The organism is Aurantivibrio plasticivorans, from assembly GCF_055392955.1.
In genome coordinates this window covers 3269761-3294940 of sequence record NZ_AP036020.1, presented here as the reverse complement: position 1 = coordinate 3294940, position 25180 = coordinate 3269761, and the positions used below count along the sequence as shown (strand labels likewise).

General features: G+C 48.8%; 26 protein-coding genes and 1 tRNA gene. 22 read left to right on the top strand and 5 right to left on the bottom strand.

The window, feature by feature from the left end; translation table 11 throughout:
* Positions 1–171: 171 nt before the first annotated feature.
* From rlmE to ACZ5NB_RS14730, 8 genes are all read left to right on the top strand, one after another.
* Entirely contained in the window at positions 172–792 is a 621-nt protein-coding gene (rlmE, locus tag ACZ5NB_RS14765; RefSeq protein ID WP_460232999.1) for a 23S rRNA (uridine(2552)-2'-O)-methyltransferase RlmE, read from the top strand.
* Positions 793–980: 188 nt separating this feature from the next.
* On the top strand, positions 981–2882 hold the full coding sequence (ftsH, locus tag ACZ5NB_RS14760) for an ATP-dependent zinc metalloprotease FtsH (protein ID WP_460233521.1): 1902 nt from the start codon (positions 981–983) through the stop codon (positions 2880–2882).
* Positions 2883–2969: 87 nt separating this feature from the next.
* Positions 2970–3824: a dihydropteroate synthase gene (folP, locus tag ACZ5NB_RS14755; RefSeq protein ID WP_460232998.1), complete on the top strand. Its 855-nt coding sequence runs from the start codon at positions 2970–2972 to the stop codon at positions 3822–3824.
* Positions 3825–3870: 46 nt separating this feature from the next.
* Positions 3871–5211: a phosphoglucosamine mutase gene (gene glmM / locus ACZ5NB_RS14750; RefSeq protein ID WP_460232997.1), complete on the top strand. Its 1341-nt coding sequence runs from the start codon at positions 3871–3873 to the stop codon at positions 5209–5211.
* A 135-nt stretch (positions 5212–5346) separates the two neighbouring features.
* The gene (gene tpiA / locus ACZ5NB_RS14745) at positions 5347–6105 is read left to right on the top strand and encodes a triose-phosphate isomerase (RefSeq protein ID WP_460232996.1); all 759 of its coding nucleotides are present in this window, start codon (positions 5347–5349) and stop codon (positions 6103–6105) included.
* Positions 6106–6165: 60 nt separating this feature from the next.
* Positions 6166–6597 carry a preprotein translocase subunit SecG gene (secG, locus tag ACZ5NB_RS14740; RefSeq protein WP_460232995.1) on the top strand — a complete coding sequence of 144 codons (432 nt, stop codon included), beginning with the start codon at positions 6166–6168 and terminating at the stop codon, positions 6595–6597.
* Between the two features lie 327 nt (positions 6598–6924).
* Positions 6925–7009 (top strand) — tRNA-Leu (locus tag ACZ5NB_RS14735).
* Positions 7010–7354: 345 nt separating this feature from the next.
* Positions 7355–8629: a valine--pyruvate transaminase gene (locus ACZ5NB_RS14730; RefSeq protein WP_460234704.1), complete on the top strand. Its 1275-nt coding sequence runs from the start codon at positions 7355–7357 to the stop codon at positions 8627–8629.
* 9 nt (positions 8630–8638) lie between these two features.
* On the opposite strand, the gene ACZ5NB_RS14725 is transcribed toward ACZ5NB_RS14730, so the two are convergent.
* The 3 genes from ACZ5NB_RS14725 to ACZ5NB_RS14715 all read right to left on the bottom strand — a co-directional run bounded on the left by ACZ5NB_RS14725 (position 8639) and on the right by ACZ5NB_RS14715 (position 11476).
* Complete coding sequence (locus ACZ5NB_RS14725; protein ID WP_460234703.1) at positions 8639–9001, bottom strand: group I truncated hemoglobin; 363 nt, start codon at positions 8999–9001, stop codon at positions 8639–8641.
* Positions 9002–9101: 100 nt separating this feature from the next.
* Positions 9102–9635: a lytic transglycosylase domain-containing protein gene (locus ACZ5NB_RS14720; RefSeq protein WP_460234710.1), complete on the bottom strand. Its 534-nt coding sequence runs from the start codon at positions 9633–9635 to the stop codon at positions 9102–9104.
* A gap of 116 nt (positions 9636–9751) precedes the next feature.
* The gene (locus ACZ5NB_RS14715; protein WP_460234702.1) at positions 9752–11476 is read right to left on the bottom strand and encodes a proline--tRNA ligase; all 1725 of its coding nucleotides are present in this window, start codon (positions 11474–11476) and stop codon (positions 9752–9754) included.
* Between the two features lie 111 nt (positions 11477–11587).
* Here ACZ5NB_RS14715 and ACZ5NB_RS14710 point away from each other — a divergent pair, with 111 nt between their 5' ends.
* Positions 11588–12013 carry an HIT domain-containing protein gene (locus tag ACZ5NB_RS14710; protein WP_460234701.1) on the top strand — a complete coding sequence of 142 codons (426 nt, stop codon included), beginning with the start codon at positions 11588–11590 and terminating at the stop codon, positions 12011–12013.
* Between the two features lie 86 nt (positions 12014–12099).
* On the opposite strand, the gene ACZ5NB_RS14705 is transcribed toward ACZ5NB_RS14710, so the two are convergent.
* The gene (locus ACZ5NB_RS14705) at positions 12100–12534 is read right to left on the bottom strand and encodes an HU family DNA-binding protein (RefSeq protein ID WP_460234700.1); all 435 of its coding nucleotides are present in this window, start codon (positions 12532–12534) and stop codon (positions 12100–12102) included.
* A gap of 550 nt (positions 12535–13084) precedes the next feature.
* Here ACZ5NB_RS14705 and ACZ5NB_RS14700 point away from each other — a divergent pair.
* The 13 genes from ACZ5NB_RS14700 to queE all read left to right on the top strand — a co-directional run bounded on the left by ACZ5NB_RS14700 (position 13085) and on the right by queE (position 23802).
* Positions 13085–13414, top strand: a complete 330-nt coding sequence (locus ACZ5NB_RS14700) for an FmdB family zinc ribbon protein (RefSeq protein ID WP_460234699.1) — start codon at positions 13085–13087, stop codon at positions 13412–13414.
* A 116-nt stretch (positions 13415–13530) separates the two neighbouring features.
* On the top strand, positions 13531–15318 hold the full coding sequence (aspS, locus tag ACZ5NB_RS14695; protein ID WP_460234698.1) for an aspartate--tRNA ligase: 1788 nt from the start codon (positions 13531–13533) through the stop codon (positions 15316–15318).
* 181 nt (positions 15319–15499) lie between these two features.
* Positions 15500–16018 (top strand): crossover junction endodeoxyribonuclease RuvC, encoded by a 519-nt coding sequence (ruvC, locus tag ACZ5NB_RS14690; RefSeq protein WP_460234697.1) that lies wholly within the window; start codon positions 15500–15502, stop codon positions 16016–16018.
* Positions 16019–16067: 49 nt separating this feature from the next.
* The gene (gene ruvA / locus ACZ5NB_RS14685; RefSeq protein ID WP_460234696.1) at positions 16068–16697 is read left to right on the top strand and encodes a Holliday junction branch migration protein RuvA; all 630 of its coding nucleotides are present in this window, start codon (positions 16068–16070) and stop codon (positions 16695–16697) included.
* Between the two features lie 23 nt (positions 16698–16720).
* The gene (gene ruvB, locus ACZ5NB_RS14680; protein ID WP_460234695.1) at positions 16721–17809 is read left to right on the top strand and encodes a Holliday junction branch migration DNA helicase RuvB; all 1089 of its coding nucleotides are present in this window, start codon (positions 16721–16723) and stop codon (positions 17807–17809) included.
* Positions 17810–17827: 18 nt separating this feature from the next.
* The gene (ybgC, locus tag ACZ5NB_RS14675) at positions 17828–18232 is read left to right on the top strand and encodes a tol-pal system-associated acyl-CoA thioesterase (RefSeq protein ID WP_460234694.1); all 405 of its coding nucleotides are present in this window, start codon (positions 17828–17830) and stop codon (positions 18230–18232) included.
* A gap of 115 nt (positions 18233–18347) precedes the next feature.
* Positions 18348–19043 (top strand): protein TolQ, encoded by a 696-nt coding sequence (tolQ, locus tag ACZ5NB_RS14670; protein WP_460234693.1) that lies wholly within the window; start codon positions 18348–18350, stop codon positions 19041–19043.
* Between the two features lie 25 nt (positions 19044–19068).
* The gene (gene tolR / locus ACZ5NB_RS14665; RefSeq protein WP_460234692.1) at positions 19069–19494 is read left to right on the top strand and encodes a protein TolR; all 426 of its coding nucleotides are present in this window, start codon (positions 19069–19071) and stop codon (positions 19492–19494) included.
* A 32-nt stretch (positions 19495–19526) separates the two neighbouring features.
* The gene (gene tolA, locus ACZ5NB_RS14660; protein WP_460234691.1) at positions 19527–20285 is read left to right on the top strand and encodes a cell envelope integrity protein TolA; all 759 of its coding nucleotides are present in this window, start codon (positions 19527–19529) and stop codon (positions 20283–20285) included.
* Positions 20282–21586, top strand: a complete 1305-nt coding sequence (tolB, locus tag ACZ5NB_RS14655) for a Tol-Pal system beta propeller repeat protein TolB (protein WP_460234690.1) — start codon at positions 20282–20284, stop codon at positions 21584–21586. The genes tolA and tolB overlap by 4 nt, the downstream gene beginning before the upstream one ends.
* Positions 21587–21649: 63 nt before the next feature.
* The gene (pal, locus tag ACZ5NB_RS14650; protein ID WP_460234689.1) at positions 21650–22162 is read left to right on the top strand and encodes a peptidoglycan-associated lipoprotein Pal; all 513 of its coding nucleotides are present in this window, start codon (positions 21650–21652) and stop codon (positions 22160–22162) included.
* 58 nt (positions 22163–22220) lie between these two features.
* Positions 22221–23027 carry a tol-pal system protein YbgF gene (gene ybgF, locus ACZ5NB_RS14645; RefSeq protein WP_460234688.1) on the top strand — a complete coding sequence of 269 codons (807 nt, stop codon included), beginning with the start codon at positions 22221–22223 and terminating at the stop codon, positions 23025–23027.
* A 124-nt stretch (positions 23028–23151) separates the two neighbouring features.
* The gene (queE, locus tag ACZ5NB_RS14640) at positions 23152–23802 is read left to right on the top strand and encodes a 7-carboxy-7-deazaguanine synthase QueE (protein ID WP_460234687.1); all 651 of its coding nucleotides are present in this window, start codon (positions 23152–23154) and stop codon (positions 23800–23802) included.
* A gap of 12 nt (positions 23803–23814) precedes the next feature.
* Here the strand turns inward: queE and ACZ5NB_RS14635 are convergent, their stop codons facing one another.
* Positions 23815–24921, bottom strand: a complete 1107-nt coding sequence (locus ACZ5NB_RS14635; protein ID WP_460234686.1) for a D-alanine--D-alanine ligase family protein — start codon at positions 24919–24921, stop codon at positions 23815–23817.
* Positions 24922–25180: the final 259 nt, after the last annotated feature.

The window sequence follows — 25180 nt, the reverse complement described above, 5'->3', positions numbered from 1 at the left end:
GTTTGGGCGCGCTAGTCTACTCTCTTTAGCGCATTGATCAACGGTTTACTGGTTACGGCTTGAACGGTTACCTGCGCTTTTCGGGAAGGGTCGCGGCATAGGTGGTAGAATGGTTGCGTAATAATATGAGCTATTTTATTTAAACTAGATAACACCTATCAGATACCTCCTATGGCAAGATCGAAAAGTAGTCATCGCTGGCTGCGTGAGCACTTCAACGACCACTATGTAAAGAAAACCCGCGAGGACGGTTATCGTTCTCGGGCTAGTTATAAGTTGTTGGAAATACAGGAAAAAGACCGCCTTTTTAAACCCGGAATGTGCGTCGTTGACCTCGGTGCGGCCCCGGGCGGCTGGACTCAGGTTGCCAAGCAGTTGGTGGGTGATAAAGGCGTCGTAGTAGCGTCGGACATTCTCCCAATGGACGCTATTGCCGAAGTTGAGTTTATTCAAGGTGATTTTACGGAAGACAAGGTGCTTGAGCAGATTCTTCAAGCGTTGGGTGAGCAGCGCGCTGACCTTGTAATTTCGGATATGGCCCCCAATATGAGTGGAGTGACCGATATCGACCAGCCCAAATCCATGTATTTAGTTGAGCTTGCCGTGGATCTTGCTAAGCAAGTGTTGGTCAAAAATGGCGTATTTGTATCAAAGGTCTTCCAAGGCGAAGGCTTCGATGAAGTTTTCCAAGACTTAAAACAAAATTTTCAAAAGGTTGTGACCCGCAAACCTGAGGCGTCTCGCCCGAGGTCGCGAGAAGTTTATCTGGTTGCCAAGGGTTTTCGAGGCTAACAGCCGGGCTAGGCTGACCACAACCGCTATAATTCATTAAGGCTCCGGTTTTAAGGGGCAAGAAAGCTGGCAACGTTGCGCTGGAGTCGCTGCCTCCTCCGCTGGCACCAAAACCACGTGACCGGGGCTTCGGTTCGGGTTAGGCTTTCCCAATAAAGCAGTACAGCGAGGGTATTCGTTTGAACGATATGGTTAAAAATCTGATTCTCTGGTTGGTGATCGCTGGGGTGCTATTGATGGTATTCCAGACCTTCAGTCCTCAAGAGAACAAACAAGAGCTAGGCTATTCGGACTTTATTCAAGAGCTTCGTGATGGCCGGATTCGAGAAGTCGAAATTGATATCCTCAGTATCGATGGGGTGAAAACTGACAATACCCGCTTTCATACCGTGCGGCCACCCAATGTGCCTGATAACACGCTGTTGGCTGATCTCGAAGCGCACAAAGTTGATTATCAAGGCGTCGAGCTGAAAGAACCGAGCCTCTGGCAGCAGCTGCTGGTGGCAAGCTTCCCAATTCTATTGATCATCGGCGTGTTTATGTTCTTCATGCGTCAAATGCAAGGCGGTGGCGGCGGCCGTGGCGGCCCGATGAGCTTTGGTAAGAGTAAAGCCCGTCTGCTAGGTGAAGACCAGATTAAAACCACGTTTGCGGATGTCGCTGGCGTGGACGAAGCGAAGGAAGATGTTCAAGAGTTGGTTGAGTATCTGCGCGATCCCTCTAAGTTCCAGCGCCTGGGCGGTCGTATTCCCCGCGGTGTATTGATGGCAGGCCCTCCTGGTACCGGTAAAACCTTGCTCGCTAAAGCGATTGCTGGTGAGGCAAAAGTACCTTTCTTCTCCATTTCTGGTTCAGATTTCGTCGAAATGTTTGTTGGCGTCGGTGCATCACGCGTGCGCGATATGTTTGATCAGGCCAAAAAACAAGCGCCATGTATTATCTTCATCGATGAGATCGATGCGGTAGGTCGTCACCGTGGCGGTGGTCACGGTGGTGGTCACGACGAGCGTGAGCAAACTCTCAACCAACTACTGGTCGAAATGGACGGTTTTGAAGAGAATGATGGTGTCATTGTCATCGCTGCCACCAACCGCCCCGATGTGCTTGATAAGGCATTGCTACGCCCGGGCCGTTTCGACCGCCAGGTATTTGTGGGTCTTCCAGATATTCGTGGTCGAGAGCAAATCTTGAAAGTGCATATGCGCAAGGTGCCGATTGATGAGTCAGTCAGCGCGAGTGTCATCGCACGTGGTACACCAGGCTTTTCCGGCGCAGACTTGGCGAATATCGTCAACGAAGCGGCTCTTTTCGCCGCGCGAGCCAACAAGCGCTTGGTGACAATGGAAGAGTTTGAAAAAGCACGCGATAAAATCATGATGGGTGCAGAGCGCAAGACCATGGTGATGAGCGAGAAGGAAAAAGAAAATACGGCTTATCACGAGGCTGGCCATGCCATTGTCGGTCGTCTTGTTCCTGAGCACGATCCGGTTCATAAGGTCACTATCATTCCTCGCGGCAGAGCGTTAGGTGTCACTCAGTTCTTACCTGAGGAAGATAAATACAGCCTAAGTAAGCGTCAGCTGGAATCACAAATTTGTACGCTGTTTGGTGGTCGTATCGCTGAAGAGATGACCTTAGGAGCGGAAGGTGTCACCACGGGTGCTTCAAACGATATCGAACGGGCAACTGATCTTGCGCGCAACATGGTAATGAAGTGGGGCTTGTCAGATAAGCTAGGCCCTCTGCATTACGGTGAAGACGAGGGTGCTTACCCGGGTATGAGCAGTAGCAGCTATTCAGCGGCAACATCGAACACAATCGACGAAGAGGTGCGTGGCATCGTCGATGGCTGTTATGCGCGTGCAGAAACTATCCTAAAAGAAAACCGGGATATTCTTGATGCAATGAAAGATGCGTTAATGGAATATGAGACTATCGACTCGGAGCAGGTCGACGATTTAATGGCTCGCCGAAAAATGCGTCCGCCACGTGATTGGAACGATAGTGACTTCAATGGCCACATTAAAGGCGGCGGTGAATCAGGTGGTAAAAAGCCCGGACCAATCGGCGACCCAGCAAACGAAGTCTAGTTAAACCGATAATCTAAAACGGCCAGTGCGGTAAACGTTCTGGCCGTTTTTCTTTGTGGGCCAAACATAAAATGAAAGATGGACAACATGAAGCTGCAATGTGCTGACCTCTCGCTAGACCTATCATCGCCCCAAGTAATGGGGGTGTTGAACACCACACCTGACTCATTTTCGGATGGTGGCAGTTACTATCAAGGCGGTGGCTTGGATTTGGGCTTGGTGGTGGAGCGAGCGCACAAAATGGTCGAGGAGGGCGCTACCATCATCGACGTGGGAGGCGAATCCACGCGCCCAGGCGCTGAATCCGTGTCGCTTGACGAGGAGCTGCGCCGGGTAGTGCCGGTAGTCGAGGCAATCCGAAAATCCCTGCAGGTTGTAATATCGGTTGATACTAGCTCACCGCCCGTTATCAAGGCTGCTGCTGCTGTGGGGGCTGGGATTATCAATGATGTTCGCGCTCTGCAGCGAGATGGCGCATTGCAGGCGGCAGCAGAGACGCAACTGCCCGTTTGCTTAATGCACATGATGGGCGAGCCGGGCACGATGCAAAACGATCCTCGATACAGTGACGTCATTTGTTCAGTACGAGAATTTTTGGCCGAGCGAATTGCCGCATGCGAGGCGGCTGGCATTAGTAGAAGCAAATTGTTAGTGGACCCTGGCTTTGGCTTTGGCAAGACGATTGAGCATAACTTGGATATGTTGCGAAACCTCGGTGCATTTGCCGAGCTCGATCTGCCGATCCTAGTGGGGTTATCGCGCAAGTCTATGTTGCAGCACCTCCTGGGGCGCGCAGTCGATGAGCGCTTGGCTGGCAGTGTTGCGCTAGCGCTACTTGCAGCGCAGCACGGGGCGAGTATCATTCGCGCCCATGATGTAGCCGCTACTCGGGATGTGCTAACAGTTTTACGCGCAGTCGAAGAGAATACCGCCAACTGTTAACGAGGCCCAGCGGGCGATAACTAAGAGATGTAAGGGGGTTGTGAACATGGCTGGAGCACGCAAATATTTTGGTACCGATGGCATTCGTGGGAAGGTGGGTGAGCAACCCATTACTCCGGACTTTATGCTCAAACTCGGTTGGGCTGCCGGATGTGTCCTGGCGGAGCGCTTTGAGGGCCCCAAGCAAATATTAATTGGCAAAGACACACGAATCTCTGGCTACATGTTTGAGTCAGCCTTGGAGGCCGGTCTAATTAATGGCGGGGTTGACGTGGGGTTGCTGGGTCCAATGCCTACACCTGCAATAGCTTATTTAACTCGTACCTTCCAAGCCCAGGCTGGCATTGTTATCAGCGCCTCGCACAACCCTTACTACGATAATGGCATTAAGTTTTTCTCATCTCATGGTGCTAAATTAGGCGATGAAATTGAGATGGCGATCGAGGCGCAATTAGACAAGCCCATGGTAACTGCTGATGTCCTGGGAAAAGCGCGGCGCATCGAGGCTCAAGGTCGTTACATTGAATTTTGTAAAGCAACTCTTCCTTGGGGCTTTAGCCTCAAAGGGCTAAAAATTGTCCTTGATTGCGCGAATGGCGCGACATATCAAGTCGCCCCTTCTGTGTTTCGAGAGCTGGGTGCTCATGTTGTGACCATAGGCTCAGAGCCAAACGGTACCAATATTAACTACGAATGCGGCTCCACATCGCCTAAATCGCTACAAGCTAAAGTGCTTGAAGTGAATGCTAACTTAGGTATTGCTTTTGATGGCGACGGGGATCGAGTTGTCTTTGTCGATGAGAAAGGCGAGGTCGTGGATGGCGACGAGCTCCTATTTATCATCGCCGCTTACCGGCAACAGCATGCAGATGGTTGCAATGGGGTAGTGGGAACACTCATGAGCAACTTTGGGTTTGAATTAGCACTCAAAGAAATGAAAATCCCCTTCATGCGGGCTAAGGTCGGCGATCGCTACGTCATTGAAGCGATGCGCAGCAACGATTGGATGCTGGGAGGAGAGTCTTCCGGTCATATCATTTGTAGTGATGTGACGACAACTGGAGATGGTGTCATTGCGGCGTTGCAAGTGATGCAAGCGGTCGTAAGTACCGGCCACTCTATCAATGAGTTGAAAAGCGGCATGCGGAAGCTCCCACAAACGATGATCAATGTTAAATTGTCGCAGCAGGTAAATCTCGACGATAACAAAAAAATTCGCGCGGCGGTGCTGGATACTGAGGCCCAGCTCAATGGTCGTGGCCGCGTGTTGTTAAGACCTTCAGGTACCGAGCCAGTGGTGCGAGTAATGGTCGAAGGGGAAGACCAGCCTTTGGTCAAAAGACTGGCTCAAGACCTTTCTGAGGTCGTTACTGAAGCAATTGGCTAAAAAACGCTTTATCGGCCTAATTTCTGGCAGGATCTCAGTGCTTTAGCAGACTAAGTGATTGTATCTTGCGGGCGACTTAGCTAACATTGGCGCCCGCTTTTTGGCACCCCCCGTTAAACGAATAAAGGGACTGTAATGCGGCGTCCGCTGGTAGTAGGCAATTGGAAGATGAACGGCAACAAACGTAGTGTTGCTGAGCTTCTCGAAGGGTTGCTGGCGCAATGGCAAGGTATGCACCAAGCTGAGGTTGCGGTTTGCGCGCCTTATGTATTCTTGTCACAGGTTGAGCGCCAGTTGCAAGAATCGAATATCCATTTCGGATCGCAGGATGTGTCTGAGAAGTTAGACGGCGCTTTTACTGGCGATATCTCTGCCGCGATGCTGGTGGATATGTATTGTCACTTCGTAATCGTAGGGCACTCTGAACGTCGGGAGTACCATAAAGAAAGCGACCAGCTTGTTGCTCAGAAATTTGCAGCGGCTCAAGAAGCGAAAATGACAGCCATTTTATGTGTGGGTGAAACACTCGCTGAGCGTGATGCAGACGAGACCTTGGCGGTCATCGGTCGGCAACTAAGTGCAGTTAAAGAGTTGGTTGGTAGAGAAAATTTAGGTCGTGCGGTCATTGCTTATGAGCCTGTTTGGGCGATTGGCACAGGGCGCACCGCCACACCAGAACAAGCGGAAGATGTACACCGCTTTATTCGCGAGCAGCTAGGCGACTTTGGTGCGCGAACCCGTATTTTGTATGGTGGTAGCGTCAAGCCAGACAGCGCAGAAGCACTGTTTAAGCAGCCGAATATTGATGGGGGCTTGATTGGTGGAGCATCCCTAAAGGCAGATGACTTTATTGCTATCTGCAAAGCCGCTGATTTGGCAGAGTCAGCCGCTTAAACAAGTAACCCACTTGAAAGTAAAGAGAGCGGCAGACATAGTGCCGCAACGAGTTGAATCATGGAAACACTAGTTATTGTTGTACACGTAATCGCAGCTGCAGCAATTATCGGTTTGATCTTGCTACAGCAAGGTAAGGGTGCGTCGATGGGTGCATCTTTTGGTGCCGGGGCTTCGCAGACCGTTTTTGGCAGCCAAGGTAGTGGCAACTTTTTTAGTCGTATGACAGCAATGGTGGCGGTGGTTTTTTTCTCTACCAGTTTTGCTTTGGCGGTGATCGCGAAAAATGCGGGCGAAGTATCAGATGACCTCGGTATTCCCGGTTTAAACATTGAAGAGTCAGTTGTCCCTGCTGACGAAGACGCGGTTGAGTCTACGGTACCAGCGGCAACTGACGTTGAAAGCGCGGTACCGACTGTAGAAGAAGCTGAAAGTGCTGTTCCTGTCGTCGAAGATACTGAAGTAGAAAGCGAAGTTCCCGCAGCGGAATAAGTTTCTAATTGGTTTTATGCCCAAGTGGTGCATTCTTGTAGGTAAAAGCGTAGACGCGGAAGCGTGTCGGGTTAGTACTACAGAATTATCAGTTGGTGCAGCGTTAGAATTTAAGGTTAATGCCCAAGTGGTGCATTCTTGTAGGTAAAAGCGTAGACGCGGAAGCGTGTCGGGTTAGTACTACAGAATTATCAGTTGGTGCAGCGTTAGAATTTAAGGTTAATGCCCAAGTGGTGCATTCTTGTAGGTAAAAGCGTAGACGCGGAAGCGTGTCGGGTTAGTACTACAGAATTATCAGTTGGTGCAGCGTTAGAATTTAAGGTTAATGCCCAAGTGGTGGAATTGGTAGACACGCTATCTTGAGGGGGTAGTGGCGAAAGCCGTGCCGGTTCAAGTCCGGCCTTGGGCACCATAGAGAAAAAGGCACTCCATTTGGAGTGCCTTTTTTGTTTCTCGCAAGCGGGTTTAAGCGCTGCATTGAGTCGTTCGGTTCACTTTATATTGCGATCCCTAGTCCAAGTCCTTCTCACCACCTTCCTGGCGCGCTTCTTACAGTTGCTGACGCTAAATTACTGATTTTTTCTCTGTTCGTGACTCTTAGTTTGGTTTGATCAATATCAGGTGAGTGTTGATCAGTGAGACATTTATTTCATTAGATTAAGAGATTTCAGTACTATGCTATGGGTTTGGTGCTACTCGGTGATGATTTAATGTAGCGGGAGGGGAGTCTCCTTCGAAAGCTGTTTTAGAGAAGAATATGAAGCTATCAAAATTTGGAGAAAAATTTACGGGTCAATCCGCCACGGTGTCTTTAATGGATGATTTGGGTGAAGCTTTGTTGGTGAATCCAAATCTATTATTTTTAGGTGGCGGCAATCCTGCCGCTATCCCAGGCGCACAAGCGGTGTTTCAACAGACTCTCCAGCAGATTGTTGATGACGACAGTATGCGTCATAAAATGTTAGGTGTTTATCAGCCACCGCAGGGTGATCCTGATTTTTTAAACGACGTCGCGCGATATCTCCAAAAGTCCTGTGGATGGTCTGTATCGGCGCGGAATATCGCCGTTGCCAACGGCAGTCAGTCCGCTTTTTCCGTGTTATTTAATTTATTTGCTGGGCTTGGCAGTGATGGGATGAACCGTCAGATTTACCTTCCTATTACTCCCGAGTATGTAGGCTACGCGGATGTGGGGCACTCACCGAATTTATTTAAGGCGAATAGACCTCAAATTGATTGGCTTGATGAGCGTGTTTATAAATATCGAGTGGACTTTGATGCGTTTGAATTGAGCGACTCTGTTGGAATGATGTGCGCATCGCGTCCGACTAACCCTACAGGCAACGTATTAACGGATGCGGAAATAGAGCAATTAGCTGGTATAGCAAAAGCATCAGACATTCCTTTTGTTTTAGATTGTGCTTATGGAGCCCCGTTCCCCAATATTACATTTACCGAAGCGAAGCCGTTTTGGAATGAACAAACGATTCTAGTTTTAAGTTTGTCAAAGCTAGGTCTGCCTGGTGCGAGAACCGGAATTGTTGTAGCGAGTGAAGAAGTTATTCAGGCTTACGTTAAAGCTAACACTATTATGACGTTGGCCGCTGGGAATTTGGGCCCAACGATTGCAAAGCAGTTGTTGCGTAATAAAGCAATGGAGCCACTTTGTGAAGACGTTGTGCGTCCGTTTTATCGCAATGCAGTAGGGCAGGCGATTGGGTGGGTCGAAGAATTATTTGCCGATCTACCATACGCTATGCACAAGCCTGAGGGTGCTATCTTTCTATGGTTGTGGTTTAAAGGGTTACCTATCTCTAGTGCCGAATTGTACCGGCGTTTAAAGGCGCGAGGAGTTTTGGTGTTGGCAGGTGAGGACTTCTTTGTCGGGCTTCAGGAGACAAGCGAAGAGGGTGAGTGGCCTCATCGCTATGAATGTATTCGCTTAACCTATTGTCAGGCCCCAGATATGGTGTATCAAGGGCTGAAATTAATCGCTGAAGAAGTTCGGCAGGTGTTCACTGAAAACGCCTAGGTATTTTTGTTAGTGATTGAGTACATCGCCGCGAACACTATTGGCAACTGCCGCTGCTTCTTTGATTTTAGTATCGGTTACCCCTAGTTCTTTTAGAGTAGAGCCAAGGTGATCAATAATTCTGTTGTAGTGTTTGTCGTTTAATCCGTATTCGACTTGACGTTGGTGGGCAGCGCGCATTCCGCGGCCGCTGTAATTGTTTGGCCCGCCGAAGGCGAAGATTAAGAAGTGTTCCAACATTTTCTTTTGGCGGCTCATTACTAATCCGTCGAAAAAATAATTCACATCGGGGTCTGCAAGTACCTTCTTGTAAAAAATATCAACGGCTGCACCCACGGCGGGTTGGCCGCCTAATTCCGAATATAAGCTCATTGTTTAGCTCCGTGTTTCCTGAGTAGTTGTCTATAAGCATAGACGCTAATTCAACTAACAGTAGAGCTGAGAAGTGATTGGGGTCTTGGTAATAGTTTTGTTAGCGCCAGCGCTTTTCCCAGGCGACCATCACTTTTTCGGGGTAACGATAGGAGCCGAGGCTGCCATTGTAACGTGCTAATGCCTCGGCAAGCCGACCTTCAGAACGTTCAAGGTAGTGCTTAAGAATGGCGCAGCCATATCGAAGGTTGGTTTCAAGGTCGAACAAATTATCGTCAGGTCGACCGATTTCTTTTTTCCAAAAGGGCATGACTTGCATCATGCCTTGCGCACCAGCATGGGAAATCGCGAAGCGGTCAAAATGACTTTCGATCTCGATCACAGCCAATACCCACTCGGGGCGTAACTGGGCTTGCGTGGCGCTACGATGAATCTTTCGCAGCAGATCCAAACGCTGTTCCGGGTCTTTGACAAATCGTTCTAGATGTTGGGATTTGTCAAATAACCAGACTTCGGCATCAAAGCGGTCTGCAAAACTATCACTGTTTTCGATGGCGTTGCGTAACGCTTGACGCATAGCGTCATCTACATCGGCTTGCCGTTGGTTTGCGTTTGTCGAAAAACTCAATAGCATTCCAATGAAGCCGATGAGTATCACCGGCTTCATTGATGCGCGTCTTGCTTGGGCGCTGCGATCTGTTTTTCGTTGCGTTGATGACATCGTTAGCTATGCCGAGGTTGTATTATTGCCTAGCGGAGTTTCGCTGCTAAAAAGTCTAGCAGGCTATCAGTTTCAATTTCCTGTTTTGCACCGTCTCTGCGGTTAACGTATTCCAGTTTGCCGCTGTCTAAGCCGCGATCGCCAATGACGACACGGTGCGGAATCCCCATTAATTCTATGTCTGCCAGGGTGGCACCCAGGCGCGCTTTAGGGTCGTCCATAAAAATAACGTCGTGACCTGCTGATGTTAATTGCTCGTAGAGGTTTTCGCAGAACTCAGCGACAGCGGGTGATTTTTGCATGTTAATTGGCACAATGGCGAGCTGAAACGGGGCAATACTTTCTGGCCAGATGATGCCGTTGTCATCGTTGTTTTGCTCAATAGCTGCTGCAACAATGCGCGACACGCCGATGCCGTAACAGCCCATTGTCATGGGCTGGTCTTTGCCGTTTTCATCGAGCACAGTTGCATTCATGGCTTGGCTGTATTTTTTGCCGAGTTGAAAAATATGTCCCACTTCGATACCGCGTTTAATTTCTAGCACGCCTTTTCCGTCTGGACTCGGGTCGCCTGCTACAACATTGCGAATATCCACGGATTCATCAAATGCTTGGTCTCGGTTCCAGTTAACGCCGGTTAAGTGGAAGCCATCTTTATTGGCGCCACAGACAAAATTGCCAAGTACCGCTGCGCTATGGTCAACGTAAGTTTTGATTGGTAAACCAACGGGGCCTAGAGAGCCTGGTTTGCAACCGATGGCCGCTTCAATTTGCGCGTCGCTGGCAAAGCGCAATGGCGATGCTACGCCGTCGAGGTTACTGGCTTTGATTTCGTTGAGCTCGTGATCGCCGCGTAACACTAACGCGACTAGTGGTGCTTCGCCTGCCTCATCTTCTTCGCCTTGCACAATCAGTGTTTTGGCGATTTGCTCTATGTCTACCTTTAGGAATTCGGTGACCTCTACAACGCTATGTTGATTGGGGGTGGCGACTTCAGTCATGTCAGCGCTGGGCGCAGGAGCAGACATTTGCGGGGCAATCGCATCGGCCTTTTCAATATTTGCGGCGTAATCGCTTTCGGTGCTAAATGCGATGTCGTCTTCTCCGCTTTCAGCGAGTACGTGAAACTCGTGTGAGCCCGATCCACCAATGGCGCCGGTGTCGGCCAGTACGGGTCGATAATCTAGGCCAATACGATCAAAGATGCTGCAGTACGTTTGATGCATAATGGCGTAGGTTTCTTTTAGGCTCTCTTCTGAAAGATGGAATGAGTAGGCATCTTTCATCATAAATTCGCGCGCACGCATAACGCCGAAGCGAGGGCGTCGCTCGTCGCGAAATTTTGTTTGAATTTGGTAGAAATTGGTCGGTAGTTGTTTGTAGCTACTCAGTTCATTTCGTGCCAGCTCGGTAATGACTTCTTCGTGTGTTGGGCCTAAGCAAAAAGGGCGGTCATGGCGATCGTGAATACGTAATAGTTCCGGCCCAAATTGCCCCCATCGGCCTGATTCCTCCCATAGTTCGGCAGGTTGCACGACAGGCATTAATACTTCGAGAGCGCCAGATTTGTTCATTTCTTCGCGCACGATGTTTTCGACCTTGCGCAACACTCTCAGACCGAGAGGTAGCCAGTTATACAGACCGCTGGCTAATTTGCGGATCATACCAGCGCGTAGCATCAACTGGTGGCTGATAACTTCGGCATCGGCTGGAGTTTCTTTCTTAGTGGCAATGAGGTAACGGCTAGCGCGCATAGTAGTGATATCTCGAATTGGTGTGCTTTGCGCCCACGAATGGGTTCTAGTGCATTGAGTATAAAAGCGGGTATTCTACGGCGAACTGGAATTGATTTCACGGAGGTCGTTATGTTTAGTTTGCACCCTCAAATAGAGCAAGATACCGTTTTGTTGGGGCGCTTTGAGTTGTCGCTGGTATTGTTGCACCGGGAGGCTTCCTACCCCTGGGTCTTGTTGGTTCCTCAACGTGAGTCGATGGCTGAAATTTACCACTTGAGTTTGGAGGATCGACAGCAATTGATGCGTGAATCCTGCCACCTCTCGGAAGTCATGGCGGACCTATTTGTGCCCGACAAAATGAATGTAGCGGCCATTGGTAACAAGGTGGCGCAGCTGCATGTCCATCACGTGGCACGTTTTAAAACAGATCCAGCTTGGCCTGGGCCGATTTGGGGGGCGGATATCGAGCCTAAATGTTATGGGGAGGAAGAGCTACGAGCGCTTTGCGATCGATTTAAAAGCGCGTTAGCCGGTGATGATTTCACTCCAGCGTAGGCCAAAGCGGCTTAGCTAAGCCAATAAATCAAAAAAGCCCTGGCGTCTCCGGCAGGGCTTTTTCGTTGAATGAAACGGGTGAGAGCTTACTCAGCCATTTCCTTCATTTTCTTCAGTGGGCGGATTTTAACCTGAATGCTGGCAGGCTTTGCCTTAAAGACGGTTTCTTCACCAGTGAATGGATTGATGCCTTTGCGTGCCTTCTTCGCAGGCTTCTTCACGGTAACCACTTTCAATAAACCAGGTAATACGAACTCACCGGCACCACGCTTGTTGATGTGGCCTTCGATGATGTCAGACAGCTCGTCAAGAACAGAAGAAACCTGCTTGCGAGATAGCTCAGTGTTTTCTGAGATCTGGTTAAGGATCTGAGTTTTGCTGTAGCGCTCTTTGATAGCTTTGATTTTTTTAGCTGGAGCAGCTGCTTTTTTCGCTGGAGCCTTTTTCTTGGCAGCAGCTTTTTTTACAGGTGCTTTCTTAGCAGGAGCTTTTTTCTTTGCAGCAGTCTTTCGAACAGCCATGCGCGTATCCTTTTGTTGGTTTATAGGTTGTAAATTTATTGGTATTTCATGTCGGGATGCTAGAAAACGAGGGAATCCTAAGGATTGGGTCGCTTTACTAGTATTCCTTTAAGTTAGTTGTAGACCAAAATTCCGGGTCGGCAAGGGGATCTTGACGACCAAAAGCCCTGAAAACCCTTTATTTATAGGCTAAAACTAGCCAACTAATCGGCAGGTGCTATATATAAAGGATATTTTTGGCATCGGCAACAAAAAAATACCGAAATACCCTTAAATACCAGTCTTTTAGTGGCTTTACCACGAAAGTCCTTCAAATATGAGATTTGGGCAAGTCTCTTTACTGGGTTGCCGGGGACTCCAGTTTCGCTGAATTTGAACCATAACCCTGACAGTCCAGGTACCTTGGAGGCCCTTTAGATTAATTTGCCGGTTTGCTAATTTGTGAATTCATCTAGGGCTAGACACCAGGTATAATGCGCGGCTCTTTGAAACACACCATTGATTAGATTGGCTGTTTTATGCCTGTGAACGTGTAAAGTGAGGTGCAGTCATGCCTATATATGAATATCAATGCCAGTCTTGCGGTCATGAGCTGGAAGCTTTGCAGAAGATGAGTGATCCTCTATTGACGGATTGCCCAGCGTGTAAAGAAGCTAGCCTCAAGAAAAAGATTTCGGCTGCCGGCTTTAGGCTCAAAGGGAGTGGTTGGTATGAAACCGACTTTAAGACGGGTAAAAAGAAGAACGTCGCAGGTGATTCGTCGGCGTCGGGTTCCAGCGCTTCGTCGGGGAGCCAATCTTCGAGCGGCTCGTCTGGCGGCGAGAAGACTTCGCCAGCTAAAAAGACAACTTCAAGCTCGTCTTCAGCGCCTGCGTCGTAATATTGAAAATCGGCCTCGGCAATATCTCCAAGCAGGGGATAGCCCTAATGAAGGCAACAACAAGTAGCAGCGGCCTAAATATTGGCTGCAAATAAGGTAAGACTTAGGATAATTTTATGCGTACCGACTACTGTGGTGTGATCGACACTGCGTTTATTGATCGTGAAGTCACTTTGTGCGGCTGGGTAGACCGTCGTCGCGACCACGGTGGAGTTATTTTCATCGACTTACGTGACCGAGAAGGCATTGTGCAAGTGGTGTTTGACCCCGATGCCAATGAGCACTTCGAGCTTGCCGACAAAGTTCGTAGCGAATATGTGCTTCAGGTGACTGGTAAAGTCCGTGCGCGTAGTGAGTCCACCGTTAATCCAAACATGCGAACAGGTGCCATCGAAGTTTACGGCACGCAGTTGCAAATCTTGAATGCTTCGGAAACGCCGCCTTTCCCTCTCGATGAGCATAACTCGGTGGGTGAAGACGTCCGCTTAAAGTTCCGCTATCTCGATTTGCGTCGCCACGATATGCAGCAAACCCTGCGTTTACGCTCACGAGTTACCAGCATCGTGCGTAACTTCCTGGATGACAACGGCTTTCTTGATATCGAGACGCCGATTCTGACGCGTGCGACACCAGAAGGTGCCCGTGATTACTTGGTGCCTTCACGCACCCATCAGGGCAAATTCTTCGCGTTGCCACAATCACCACAGCTCTTTAAGCAGTTGTTAATGGTGTCTGGTTTTGACCGTTACTATCAAATCGCGAAATGTTTCCGCGATGAAGACTTACGAGCTGATCGACAGCCCGAATTCACTCAAATTGATATTGAAACCTCTTTCATGGATCAAGAGCAAATTATGGCAATCAACGAAGAGTTGATTTCTAAGTTGTTCAAAGAGGTGCTCGATGTAGATCTCGGAACCTTCCCACGCATGCCATATGCTGAAGCGATGGCGAAGTACGGTTCTGATAAGCCGGATTTACGTATTCCGCTCGAATTGGTAGACGTAAAAGATTTGATGACCGAAGTGGAATTCAAAGTCTTTTCTGGCCCAGCGAAAGACCCGAAAGGCCGTGTGACTGTGATGAAAGTCCCTGGTGGTAACGACAAGCTTACCCGTAAGCAAATCGATGACTACACCAAATTTGTCGGTATATACGGCGCGAAAGGCTTGGCTTACATTAAAGTTAACGACCGCAGCGACCTCGACAATGGTTTGCAGTCGCCCATTGTTAAATTCTTACCAAACGATGTTCGACAGGCTATTCTCGACCGCGTTGAAGCCGACAATGGCGACCTGCTGTTCTTTGGTGCTGATAGCGCCAAAGTGGTATCTGAAGCGCTCGGTGCATTGCGTTGTAAGTTAGGTGAAGACCTTGACCTTTACACCTGTGAGTGGGCCCCCCTTTGGGTGGTTGATTTCCCTATGTTTGAAGAGACGGACGACGGGGGTTTAACAGCGTTACACCATCCGTTCACGGCGCCCTCGTGTTCGCCGCAAGAGCTGCGCGACAATCCAGCCGAAGCGTTGTCACTTGCTTATGATATCGTGATCAATGGCTCTGAACTTGGTGGTGGTTCGGTGCGTATCCACAATCAAGAGATGCAGCAAGCGGTATTCGATGTCTTGAAAATCTCCCCTGAAGAGCAACGAGAAAAGTTTGGCTTCTTGCTGGATGCACTGAAATACGGTGCGCCACCTCACGGCGGCTTAGCCTATGGCTTGGATCGTATCGTTATGTGGTTGAGCGGTTCACTCTCCATTCGTGATGTGATTGCCTTCCCGAAAACACAGTCTGCTGCATGTGTCATGACCGATGCGCCCGGAGCCGTCGATACAGAGCAGTTGCGAGAACTCAGTATTCGCTTGCGTACGAAGGAAAAGGACGCAGCAAAAAGCGAATAGCCCGTAGCGACGCTATAGAAACCGTTTAATTAAATAAAGGCTGCGATTTTTCGCGGCCTTTTTTTTAGACGCTGTCTGAGTACGCTTATGCCGGGGAAACCGTTGGATTCGCATGATCTTAAGTCGCGACAAGCGCTGGGATTGGTTAGACTAGCCACTGTTAACCGGAGATACCCCGAACATGGCGTTAATTTTAGGCATCGACCCCGGCTCGCGTAAAACTGGTTTTGGGATTATCAATGCCCAAGGTAGTCGTAGTGAATATGTCACCAGCGGTGTTATCCGTATTCCAGATATGGACTTGCCTGCCCGCCTTAAACTTATTTTCGACTCTGTGACCGAAGTAATTCAAGAATACTGCCCGCAGGAAATGGCGATTGAGCAGGTGTTCATGGCAAAGAGCGCTGGGTCTGCTCTAAAGTTGGGGCAAGCTCGAGGCGCGGCGATCGTGGCTGCGGTTAATCAAGCACTACCGGTGTCAGAATACGAAGCGAGGAAGATTAAGCAAAGCGTGGTGGGCACTGGCAGCGCCGACAAGTTGCAAGTGCAGCACATGGTTAAAACGTTACTCAAGCTACCCAAGTCACCCCAGGAAGATGCCGCCGATGCATTGGCGACGGCATTGTGTCACGCGAACACACAACAGCATCTGATAAAATTTGCACGCGCGCGAACCTTTCGCCGTGGCCGCATGGTATAGCTAGTCTCACCATGCTTTACACAGAATAATGAGAGATAATTAATAGAACATGATTGGACGACTACGCGGCATACTTGTTGAGAAGCAATCACCAGAACTGCTGATCGATGTGGGTGGTGTGCACTATGAAGTATTAGCGCCAATGACCAGTATTTACCAGCTTCCTGAGTTAAACGCTGAAGTCACATTGCATACCCACCTTTCAGTTAGTGAAACCGCCCAACAATTGTATGGATTTTATGACAAGCGCGATCGTGAACTGTTCAGAACGTTAATTAAAGTCAACGGCGTTGGCCCGAAACTCGGCCTCGCAATTCTTTCCGGAATGGATACCAACGATATTGTTAGTTGCGTTAAAGACAATAATCTCGCTGCACTCGTTAAAGTCCCGGGTGTTGGTAAAAAAACGGCTGAACGTTTATTGATTGAATTACGCGATCGCTTGAAAGACTGGCAAACGACCTCCAGCGGTGTCATGCCTGAGAATACTCTAAATGACGATCAGCCAACGAGCGACGTTGCCAGTGATATCGTCGCCGAAGCAGAAAGTGCCTTAATCGCTTTAGGGTACAAGCCTGCTCAAGCACTTCAAGTGGTTGTAGCAACACAAAAGGAACATCAGGCAGAGCGCAGTGAAGAGTTAATTCGTCTAGCGCTTAGAAGTTTGGCTAGCGCCTAGAAGGCGACAATAGAAACCTCACTATGATTGAAAAAGACCGCCTTATACACGGTGATGCGCAACCAATGGAAGATCAGCAGGATCGCGCAGTTAGGCCGAAAAGCCTCGCGGAATATATTGGTCAGCCGGCCGTTAGCGAGCAAATGGGCATCTTTGTGGAAGCCGCTAAAAAGCGCGGTGAGTCCCTCGATCACACGCTTATCTTTGGGCCTCCTGGCTTAGGGAAAACGACCTTAGCGAATATCATCGCCGCTGAAATGGGTGTCGACATCAAAACCACGTCTGGCCCGGTACTGGAAAAAGCGGGTGACCTGGCAGCGTTGATGACAAACCTAGAGCCTGGCGACGTATTGTTTATTGATGAAATCCATCGCCTCAGTCCCGTTGTTGAAGAAGTTATCTATCCCGCTATGGAAGATTTTCAGCTGGATATCATGATTGGTGAAGGCCCTGCCGCGCGTTCCATAAAATTAGATTTGCCCCCCTTTACTCTGGTCGGCGCAACAACACGTGCCGGGCTGCTAACCTCGCCACTGCGTGATCGTTTTGGCATCGTGCAGCGACTAGAGTTCTACAATGTGCAGGACTTAACCAACATCGTTAGCCGTTCGGCAAGTTTAATGGGGATTCGCATCGAGCCAGAAGGTGCTCACGAAGTTGCTCGTCGTTCGCGTGGAACGCCGCGTATTGCCAATCGATTATTACGTCGTGTCCGCGATTTCGCGGAAGTTAAAGGGGATGGCACGGTGACCGGCGATGTGGCCGACAGCGCATTGAATATGTTGAAAGTTGATCATCAAGGCTTCGATCATATGGATAGGCGTATGCTACTAGCGATGATTGAGAAGTTTGGTGGCGGCCCAGTGGGTGTCGATAGTTTGGCGGCTGCCATTAGCGAAGAGCGCGATACCATTGAAGATGTATTGGAACCATATCTTATTCAGCAAGGTTTTATCACCCGAACCCCGCGTGGCCGGGTGGTAACCCCCCATGCTTATGAGCATTTTGGTTTAAGGCCAAATGAAAAGCCGAAGAATACTGCTGGATTGAAAACAGATGGTGCCCAGGGTGGATTATTTGATGGCGAAAATAAAATCATTGATGACAACTAATAGAGCGAGATTGGTTTAATGGGGGAATTTTCACTGCCGATCAAAGTCTACATCGAAGATACTGATGCGGGCGGTATTGTCTATCATGCCAATTATTTAAAATTTATGGAGCGATCACGCACCGAATACTTGGCGACTTTTGGCTTTGATAAACCAGCGACCTTGGATGATGGGTTGTTGCTAGTGGTACACTCAATGAATATTGAATTTCGCAGCGCGGCCCGCCTTGGGGACATGCTGCAAGCCACCACTGAGGTTCTATCCGCAAAACGCAGTTACGTGATTTTTGAACAGCAAGTGCGACATAACCAGCAGTTGTTATGCAGAGCAGAGGTTAAAATCGCCTGTGTGCATGCAGAGTCAATGAAACCAACGGCAATGCCTGAGGTTATGCAAAAGAGCCTTAAGTCGGCTCAACACTAATCACATTCGATGGAATACTTTGTGGCAGACACGGAGTTCGGCTACATTTGTCAGACCATGTTTGGCTAACCAATTGCAGTTGGCTCTTGGTGGCAGAGAATACTAGGAAAATATTATGGGTGAAGCAGCAGAAACTCTTTCGATTTGGAGTTTAATCGTTAACGCTAGTTTGCTTGTGCAAGCGGTGATGTTTTTATTGTTTTTGGCCTCAGTTGTATCCTGGGGAATGATAATTCAACGTGGCTTGTACCAAAAGCAGGCTTATCGATCGTTCGTTGCTTTTGAAAAAGAATTTTGGTCCGGCGTCGATCTCAATCAGTTATTCCGGCAGGGGAACAATAAAACCGGAAAGGGCGCGATGGATGGTGTGGAAAATATATTTCGCGCTGGTTTTAAAGAGTTTACGCGTTTACGACAAAAAGGTGCTGTAGACGCAGATGCGGTGATGGAGGGCACGCAGCGTGCAATGCGAGTCGCACTTCGTCGAGAAGAAGAAAAATTAGAAGAAAATTTACCGTTCTTAGCGAGTGTTGCATCAGTCAGTCCCTATATTGGCCTGTTTGGTACCGTGTGGGGCATCATGAATTCGTTTCGCGGATTAGCAGGCGTGCATCAGGCCACGCTTGCCGCGGTTGCACCGGGAATTTCAGAAGCGTTGGTGGCGACGGCAATGGGGTTGTTTGCCGCTATTCCAGCGGTGCTTGCCTACAACCGTTATTCGGCCCGTGCTGAAACCTTGACCAGCAACTATGAAACATTTGCCGAAGAGTTTTCATCAATTCTTCATCGTCAAGTACATGCCAAGTCGTAATCGACGATTGAGTTGAGGAGGTAACATGGCTGACGTGAGGAAAGGCAAGCGTAAACCGATGGCAGAAATCAACGTGGTTCCCTACATCGATGTGATGTTGGTACTACTGATTATCTTTATGGTAACCGCGCCGTTGTTGATGCAGGGTGTAAAGGTGGAGTTGCCCCAAGCACCATCAGCGCCTATAGACCAAAAACAAGATGAGCCTCTAATTGTTTCCATTAAAGCCGATGGTAGCTACTTTGTGAAATTAGGCGGCGACCCAGAGTCATCGAAACCGCTTGAGGAAATAAAAAATATGGTGGGTATCGTGCTGAAGAGAGCACCTGAAACACCTATTTTGGTGTGGGGTGACACGAGCGTTCCCTACGGTAAGGTTGTTGCGTTGATGTCAGAATTACAAAACGCTGGTGCGGGTTCGGTAGGGCTTGTTACCGAGCCGCCAGGTTAAACGTAAAGCGATAGACAAGGCTCAATAAATTGATGCGCGGCGCTAGCTCCTACAATCTCCCGATCTTAATCAGTGTTTTGCTTCACGGTGCGCTGGTTGCTGCGGTAGCGTGGGGGTGGAAAGCGGCGTCTCATGAGAACCAAGTGGTTGTGCCGCGGTATATTGAAGCCAAAATGGTCGAGCTAAAAGCGACCACGCCCAAGGCGGCTAAACCCAAACAAACTAAAAAAATTGATTTAGCAGCACAGCGTGCCGAACAGGCTCGCAAAAAGCGTGAAGCGGATGCAAAGCGCAAAGCCGCGTTAGCCAAGAAGCAGCAAGCAGAAAAAGAGAAGAAAGAGCGCGAGGCTCAAGAACGTAAAGCGCGAGAATTGGCTGAGAAAGAACGTAAAGCGAAAGAATTAGCGATGGCCGAGCAGCTTCGCATGGAAGACGAGTTAAATGACTTGCTTGAAGAAGAAGACGCCTTGATGCGTGCCCAGCAGGCAGAAGCCACCGCGCAAAGCTACATGGCATTGATTACAGAGCGAATTCGCCAAAACTGGAGCCGTCCCCCGTCTGCTCGCAACGGCATGAAGACGCGGTTGCAAATTCAGTTGGTGCCAACGGGTCGCATCGTTGATGTGTCGATTACAGACGGTAGTGGCAACGCTGCGTTCGATCGCTCGGCCGAGCAGGCTGTGTGGAAAGTGGAGCAATTTACGGAGCTGCAGGGTATGGACTCTGCGGTGTTTGAACAATATTTCAGAAAAGTATCGGTTTTATTTGAACCTCAGGATCTGCGCTTATGAGGCATTTGGTTGCTATTAATTGTGTTGTGGCGTTTTTAGTGGTGGTATTTAGTTCACCACTGTACGCCCAGTTAGAAATTGTTATCGATAGTGGTGTAGATGATCCTACCCCCATCGCTGTTTCTCCTATGGGGTGGTCTGGTGAACCACTACCGGAAGATATTTCAGAAATCGTTGCCGCAGACTTACGTCGTAGTGGTTTGTTCGCGCCGGTGTCTCGCAGCGACATGCTGTCATCGCCGAAGCGCGAATCTGAAGTCTATTACCGCGACTGGCGCTTGCTGAAAACTGAGTTTTTGGTGATTGGTAACCTGACGCGCAATCCTGCAGGCAACTACCGGCTTGAGTTTAAAATGTTCGACATTTTCGCTGAGCGACGGGTGTTGTCATTAAACATCGAAGCCGGGCCAAATAGCCTTCGCGATATTGCCCACCACGTCAGCGATAAAGTGTATGAGTACGTCACCAATATCCGCGGGATTTTTTCGACACAAATCGCCTATGTTGAACAAACCGATAAAACCTATCGTTTGATGGTGGCGGATGCCGATGGCGCGCGCGCGAAAATGATTTTTCAATCTCGTCCAGATGAGCCGCTATTATCGCCTTCTTGGTCACCTGATGGTCGTTACCTTGCGTATGTATCTTATGAAACAACACGGCCAGCTATATTCATTCAAGAAGTAGCTACTGGCGTTCGACAACAAATGACGAATTTCAAAGGGTTAAACGGGGCACCATCCTGGTCGCCAGATGGTCAAAAACTAGCCATTACACTGTCGAAAGATGGTGATCCAGATATCTATATTTTGGACATCGCAAGTAAAAAACTCTCTAGGCCTGCACCGCATTGGGCCATTGATACCGAACCGGCTTGGACGGTAGACGGAAAAGGAATTGTTTTCACTTCAGATAGGGGCGGTAAGCCACAAATTTATCAAGTAACTCTTGCCAGCGGGCGGGTAGAGCGCTTAACCTTCTCTGGTGATTACAACGCAAGGCCCCGTGTATCACCGGATGGCAAGACGATTGTCTTTGTGCATCGAGATAATGGGGTGTTTTATATTGCGGCACAGGACACCACCACGGGCATCTATCGTTTGTTGACACCTGCTTCAGATGATTTGGACTACGATGAGTCTCCAACCGTGGCGCCAAATGGTGCTTTGTTATTGTATGCAACGAAATACCGTGGGAAGGGGATTCTAGCGGCAGTTTCACTGGATTCAGGTAGCAAATTCCGGCTTCCCTCCAAAAAAGGGGATGTAAGGGAACCGGCATGGGCACCTTTTGTGAATTAACTCTTTGATTTTTTAAAGATTTTCCTATAACTTTTCCGCATCTAACTACAATGGGAGTGAAAGATGGTTACCAATTCATTAAAAATGCTGCTAGTGATGGCCTGCACCTTAGGTTTAATGGTCGGTTGTGCAACCACCGAAGAAACCGATATGGGTGATGAAGGCACCATGACTGATAGCACTAGCGGCACTGAAACCGGTACAGCAGGTGGCACTGGCGTCACTGTATCTGATACCGAAGAAGACCCTGCGGCCGGCATAGACACTGTATTTTACTTCGACTTCGATCAATCGATTCTTAAGGCCGAAGCACGTTCAGCGTTAACTGCACATGCTGCAATTTTGAAAAATAACACTGACAGTGTTCGTCTTGAAGGTCACGCAGATGAGCGTGGTACTCGCGAATACAACATGGCTCTAGGTGAGCGTCGTGCGAATGCAGTGCGTGATTTCCTAGTGCTTCAAGGTGTTGAGCGTTCACGCATTGAAACTGTTAGCTACGGTGAAGAGCGTCCAGCTCAGCTTGGCAGCAGTGAATCTGCATGGTCGATGAACCGTCGCGTAGAAATGAACTAGTCTTTTTGACTAGCATTCTGCAGACACGATTCTACAGACAAAGAAAGATATTGCTCTAATGAGATACCCACTGATCACCGCTGCCGGCCTGGCAGCGGTGTTTCTCGTTTCAAGTGCCCCTACTTTCGCTCAAGTGGAAGTGGTGGAATCCTCTCCAACCATTCGCCCGATCGGTCAACCACGGAACGCGCCAGCGACACCCGTGGATGAATCTGGTGGCGGTAGTATGCAAGCTGATATCTACTTCCAATTGCAGACCCTGCAGCAGGAAGTGGCAAACCTTCGTGGTTTAGTTGAAGAGCAGGCCTACGAATTAAAACGCTTGAAGCAACAGCGTTTGGATGACTACGTCGATCTCGATCGTCGAATCAGCGACCTATCTGGCGGCTCAAAGCCGGCGGCAAGCGCTACTCCAGTTGCGAATAGCACCCCGGCAAACCCTCCAGCTACTGCGTCGACACCAGCCCAACCTCGAACGCCAGCGCCTAGCGCAGACGAATTTGAGACATACAATGCCGCTATGGATCAAATTCGGGCTAAGCAGTACGACAAAGCGATTGAAGCCTTTAACAGTTACCTGTCGACGTTTCCGAATGGGCAGTATGCAGGCAATTCATTTCACTGGTTGGGACAGTTGCATCAAATTCGTAATGAGGGAGAGCAAGCGAAGAAGGCGTATCAAACAGTGGTTGATAGCTATCCAAGCCATGCAAAAGCTCAAGATGCGAAGCTAAAATTGGGACAGTTGCTGTTTCAGCAGGGTGACAAAGCGCAGTCGAAAAAGCTACTGCAGGAAGTAGCAAGTAGCGGTGCCGATGAAGCTCGCCTGGCAAAGAACTTTTTGCAACAAAATTTCCCTCAGTAGTCGCTGAATTTATTTCAGTCACTTAGATACACCGTAACGGCGAGCTATGTAGCTCGTCGTTTTTATTTACACCCTAGTTTCTCGCCTAAACTGTGAATATTCAAAAGATCCAAACGGTAGCCTTATGACAGCGCCTTCACTTCGAATTACAGAAATTTTTTACTCGTTGCAGGGCGAAGCACGCACTGTAGGTAAGCCTACGGTTTTCGTGCGTTTAACGGGTTGCCCACTTCGATGCCAGTATTGCGATTCAGAATATGCGTTTCATGGTGGTGAGCAAAAAACGCTGAATGATATTGTTGAGCAAGTGGCCAGTTTCGAGCCTCGGTTTATTTGCGTGACCGGAGGTGAACCTTTGGCTCAACCAAATTGTTTGCCTTTGCTAAAACTGCTGTGTGACAAAGGTTGGGAGGTCTCCCTCGAAACCAGCGGCGCAATGCCAATCGATAACGTGGATAGCCGGGTTAGTCGGGTTGTGGATCTCAAAACGCCTGGTTCTGGTGAAGTATCGAAAAACCTCTACGACAATATTGCGCATTTAACCCCAAACGATCAGATCAAATTTGTTATTTGCAATCGGGAAGACTACGAGTGGGCATGCTTTAAACTCAACGAATACGACCTAGTAAATCGTGTCGATGAAGTACTCTTTTCTAGCAGTTTCAACCAGCTAAAACCACGCGATCTAGCCGATTGGATCGTGAAAGATAATCTACCCGTCCGTTTTCAACTACAACAGCACAAATACCTTTGGGGTGATCAGCCCGGGTACTAATGCTGTTTACCATTAGAAACAATCCAATGTTGTTTTTAATGTTTGCTTTTGCTGATGACCTTGTATTGCCAGCTCAATTAACTTGTCGCATAGCTCAGAAAACGCAATGCCGCTATGTTCCCATAACTTTGGGAACAAGCTAGTGCTGGTTAATCCCGGTAAGGTGTTTAATTCGTTTATCCATAACTGATCGCCCTTCAAGAAAAAGTCGACACGAGCCATTCCTTGGCAGTCCAAAGCCTGAAAAGCTCGCTCGGAAAGATACTGCACTTGTTCGGTCATACGTTTATCAATATCTGCAGGTACGCGTAAATGAGTGCTCTCAGTATCCCAATACTTGGCTTCATAGTCATAGAACGGTTTAGAGCAGAGCACTTCACCAACAGCAGAGGTCCAACAGGTATGGTTTCCGACAACGCCACACTCTAGCTCTCTGCCACGGATTCCCTGTTCGAAAACTACCTTGTGATCAAAGTGCTGCGCGAGATGCATTGCATGGCGAAACTCGCTCTTTCGCGTTACCGCACTAATGCCGATAGACGAGCCACTGTTTGCAGGCTTTACAAAAAAATAATCACCCAAAGCATCGACAATTTCATCGTAGGTAGGAGAGTAGCGTAGTGTATTAAAAGCAAGATGGTCGACGACAGGTAGTCCAGCTTCCTTGAGTAGACGTTTACTGATGTCTTTGTCCATGATGATAGACGAACTCATCACATCACAACCGACATAAGGAACATTCGCCATATTTAAAAACCCTTGGAGTGATCCGTCTTCACCTGTGCGTCCGTGTACCAGCGGAAAAACGACATCAATTTCGCTTTCGATTCGGGTGGTGTGAAGGTTAATTAACTGACCTGGGTAGTCGGGCAATAGTGCGATTGCAGGCGCATGTTCTGGCCACAAGGTCGGAATAAAGCCCGGTAACGCCGCTTGTTGCAGTGCTGGTTGAGAGTTGGTTTGTAGATGCCAGCTACCGCTTTCGTTAATTCTGATTAATAAGGGAGTGTACTTTTGGGTGTCGAGAGACTGAACTAAGTTCAATGCCGACTCGATAGAAACCGCATGCTCTGTTGATTGGCCGCCATAAATAATTGCGAGCTTCAGTGGTTTAGCCATGGTGTTGTCCTGTTGGTCGATTACGTGTTGTAAAGTGTCGCAATCGTGATGGAAAACAGCCAGTGATGGATTGTGAACAATTGTGGCGAAATTCGGCAATCGGAATGGTGCTGGTCAGTGGCGATGTGCGAAAGGCTTTATAGCTTTCGTAATGTAACTTATGAGCCTTTCCTTATTAAATACACGCTGCTCTATGTGGAGATAATTGAGAGGTCGCGTGATAGGTAGGCGAGGTGTGGGTAGGCAGAGGTACCGCTTT

Bases quoted from the DNA above. Each gene is read 5' to 3' on its own strand.
- folP (WP_460232998.1), top strand. From the start codon at position 2,970: ATGAAGCTGCAATGTGCTGACCTCTCGCTAGACCTATCATCGCCCCAA.
- ACZ5NB_RS14730 (WP_460234704.1), top strand. From the start codon at position 7,355: ATGAAGCTATCAAAATTTGGAGAAAAATTTACGGGTCAATCCGCCACG.
- tolR (WP_460234692.1), top strand. From the start codon at position 19,069: ATGGCTGACGTGAGGAAAGGCAAGCGTAAACCGATGGCAGAAATCAAC.
- ACZ5NB_RS14710 (WP_460234701.1), top strand. From the start codon at position 11,588: ATGTTTAGTTTGCACCCTCAAATAGAGCAAGATACCGTTTTGTTGGGG.
- glmM (WP_460232997.1), top strand. From the start codon at position 3,871: ATGGCTGGAGCACGCAAATATTTTGGTACCGATGGCATTCGTGGGAAG.
- ACZ5NB_RS14700 (WP_460234699.1), top strand. From the start codon at position 13,085: ATGCCTATATATGAATATCAATGCCAGTCTTGCGGTCATGAGCTGGAA.
- ACZ5NB_RS14705 (WP_460234700.1), bottom strand. From the start codon at position 12,534: ATGGCTGTTCGAAAGACTGCTGCAAAGAAAAAAGCTCCTGCTAAGAAA.
- ACZ5NB_RS14715 (WP_460234702.1), bottom strand. From the start codon at position 11,476: ATGCGCGCTAGCCGTTACCTCATTGCCACTAAGAAAGAAACTCCAGCC.
- pal (WP_460234689.1), top strand. From the start codon at position 21,650: ATGGTTACCAATTCATTAAAAATGCTGCTAGTGATGGCCTGCACCTTA.
- secG (WP_460232995.1), top strand. From the start codon at position 6,166: ATGGAAACACTAGTTATTGTTGTACACGTAATCGCAGCTGCAGCAATT.
- tolB (WP_460234690.1), top strand. From the start codon at position 20,282: ATGAGGCATTTGGTTGCTATTAATTGTGTTGTGGCGTTTTTAGTGGTG.
- ybgC (WP_460234694.1), top strand. From the start codon at position 17,828: ATGGGGGAATTTTCACTGCCGATCAAAGTCTACATCGAAGATACTGAT.
- tolA (WP_460234691.1), top strand. From the start codon at position 19,527: ATGCGCGGCGCTAGCTCCTACAATCTCCCGATCTTAATCAGTGTTTTG.
- tpiA (WP_460232996.1), top strand. From the start codon at position 5,347: ATGCGGCGTCCGCTGGTAGTAGGCAATTGGAAGATGAACGGCAACAAA.
- tolQ (WP_460234693.1), top strand. From the start codon at position 18,348: ATGGGTGAAGCAGCAGAAACTCTTTCGATTTGGAGTTTAATCGTTAAC.
- queE (WP_460234687.1), top strand. From the start codon at position 23,152: ATGACAGCGCCTTCACTTCGAATTACAGAAATTTTTTACTCGTTGCAG.
- rlmE (WP_460232999.1), top strand. From the start codon at position 172: ATGGCAAGATCGAAAAGTAGTCATCGCTGGCTGCGTGAGCACTTCAAC.
- ACZ5NB_RS14635 (WP_460234686.1), bottom strand. From the start codon at position 24,921: ATGGCTAAACCACTGAAGCTCGCAATTATTTATGGCGGCCAATCAACA.
- ftsH (WP_460233521.1), top strand. From the start codon at position 981: ATGGTTAAAAATCTGATTCTCTGGTTGGTGATCGCTGGGGTGCTATTG.
- ACZ5NB_RS14720 (WP_460234710.1), bottom strand. From the start codon at position 9,635: ATGCTATTGAGTTTTTCGACAAACGCAAACCAACGGCAAGCCGATGTA.
- ACZ5NB_RS14725 (WP_460234703.1), bottom strand. From the start codon at position 9,001: ATGAGCTTATATTCGGAATTAGGCGGCCAACCCGCCGTGGGTGCAGCC.
- ybgF (WP_460234688.1), top strand. From the start codon at position 22,221: ATGAGATACCCACTGATCACCGCTGCCGGCCTGGCAGCGGTGTTTCTC.
- aspS (WP_460234698.1), top strand. From the start codon at position 13,531: ATGCGTACCGACTACTGTGGTGTGATCGACACTGCGTTTATTGATCGT.
- ruvA (WP_460234696.1), top strand. From the start codon at position 16,068: ATGATTGGACGACTACGCGGCATACTTGTTGAGAAGCAATCACCAGAA.
- ruvB (WP_460234695.1), top strand. From the start codon at position 16,721: ATGATTGAAAAAGACCGCCTTATACACGGTGATGCGCAACCAATGGAA.
- ruvC (WP_460234697.1), top strand. From the start codon at position 15,500: ATGGCGTTAATTTTAGGCATCGACCCCGGCTCGCGTAAAACTGGTTTT.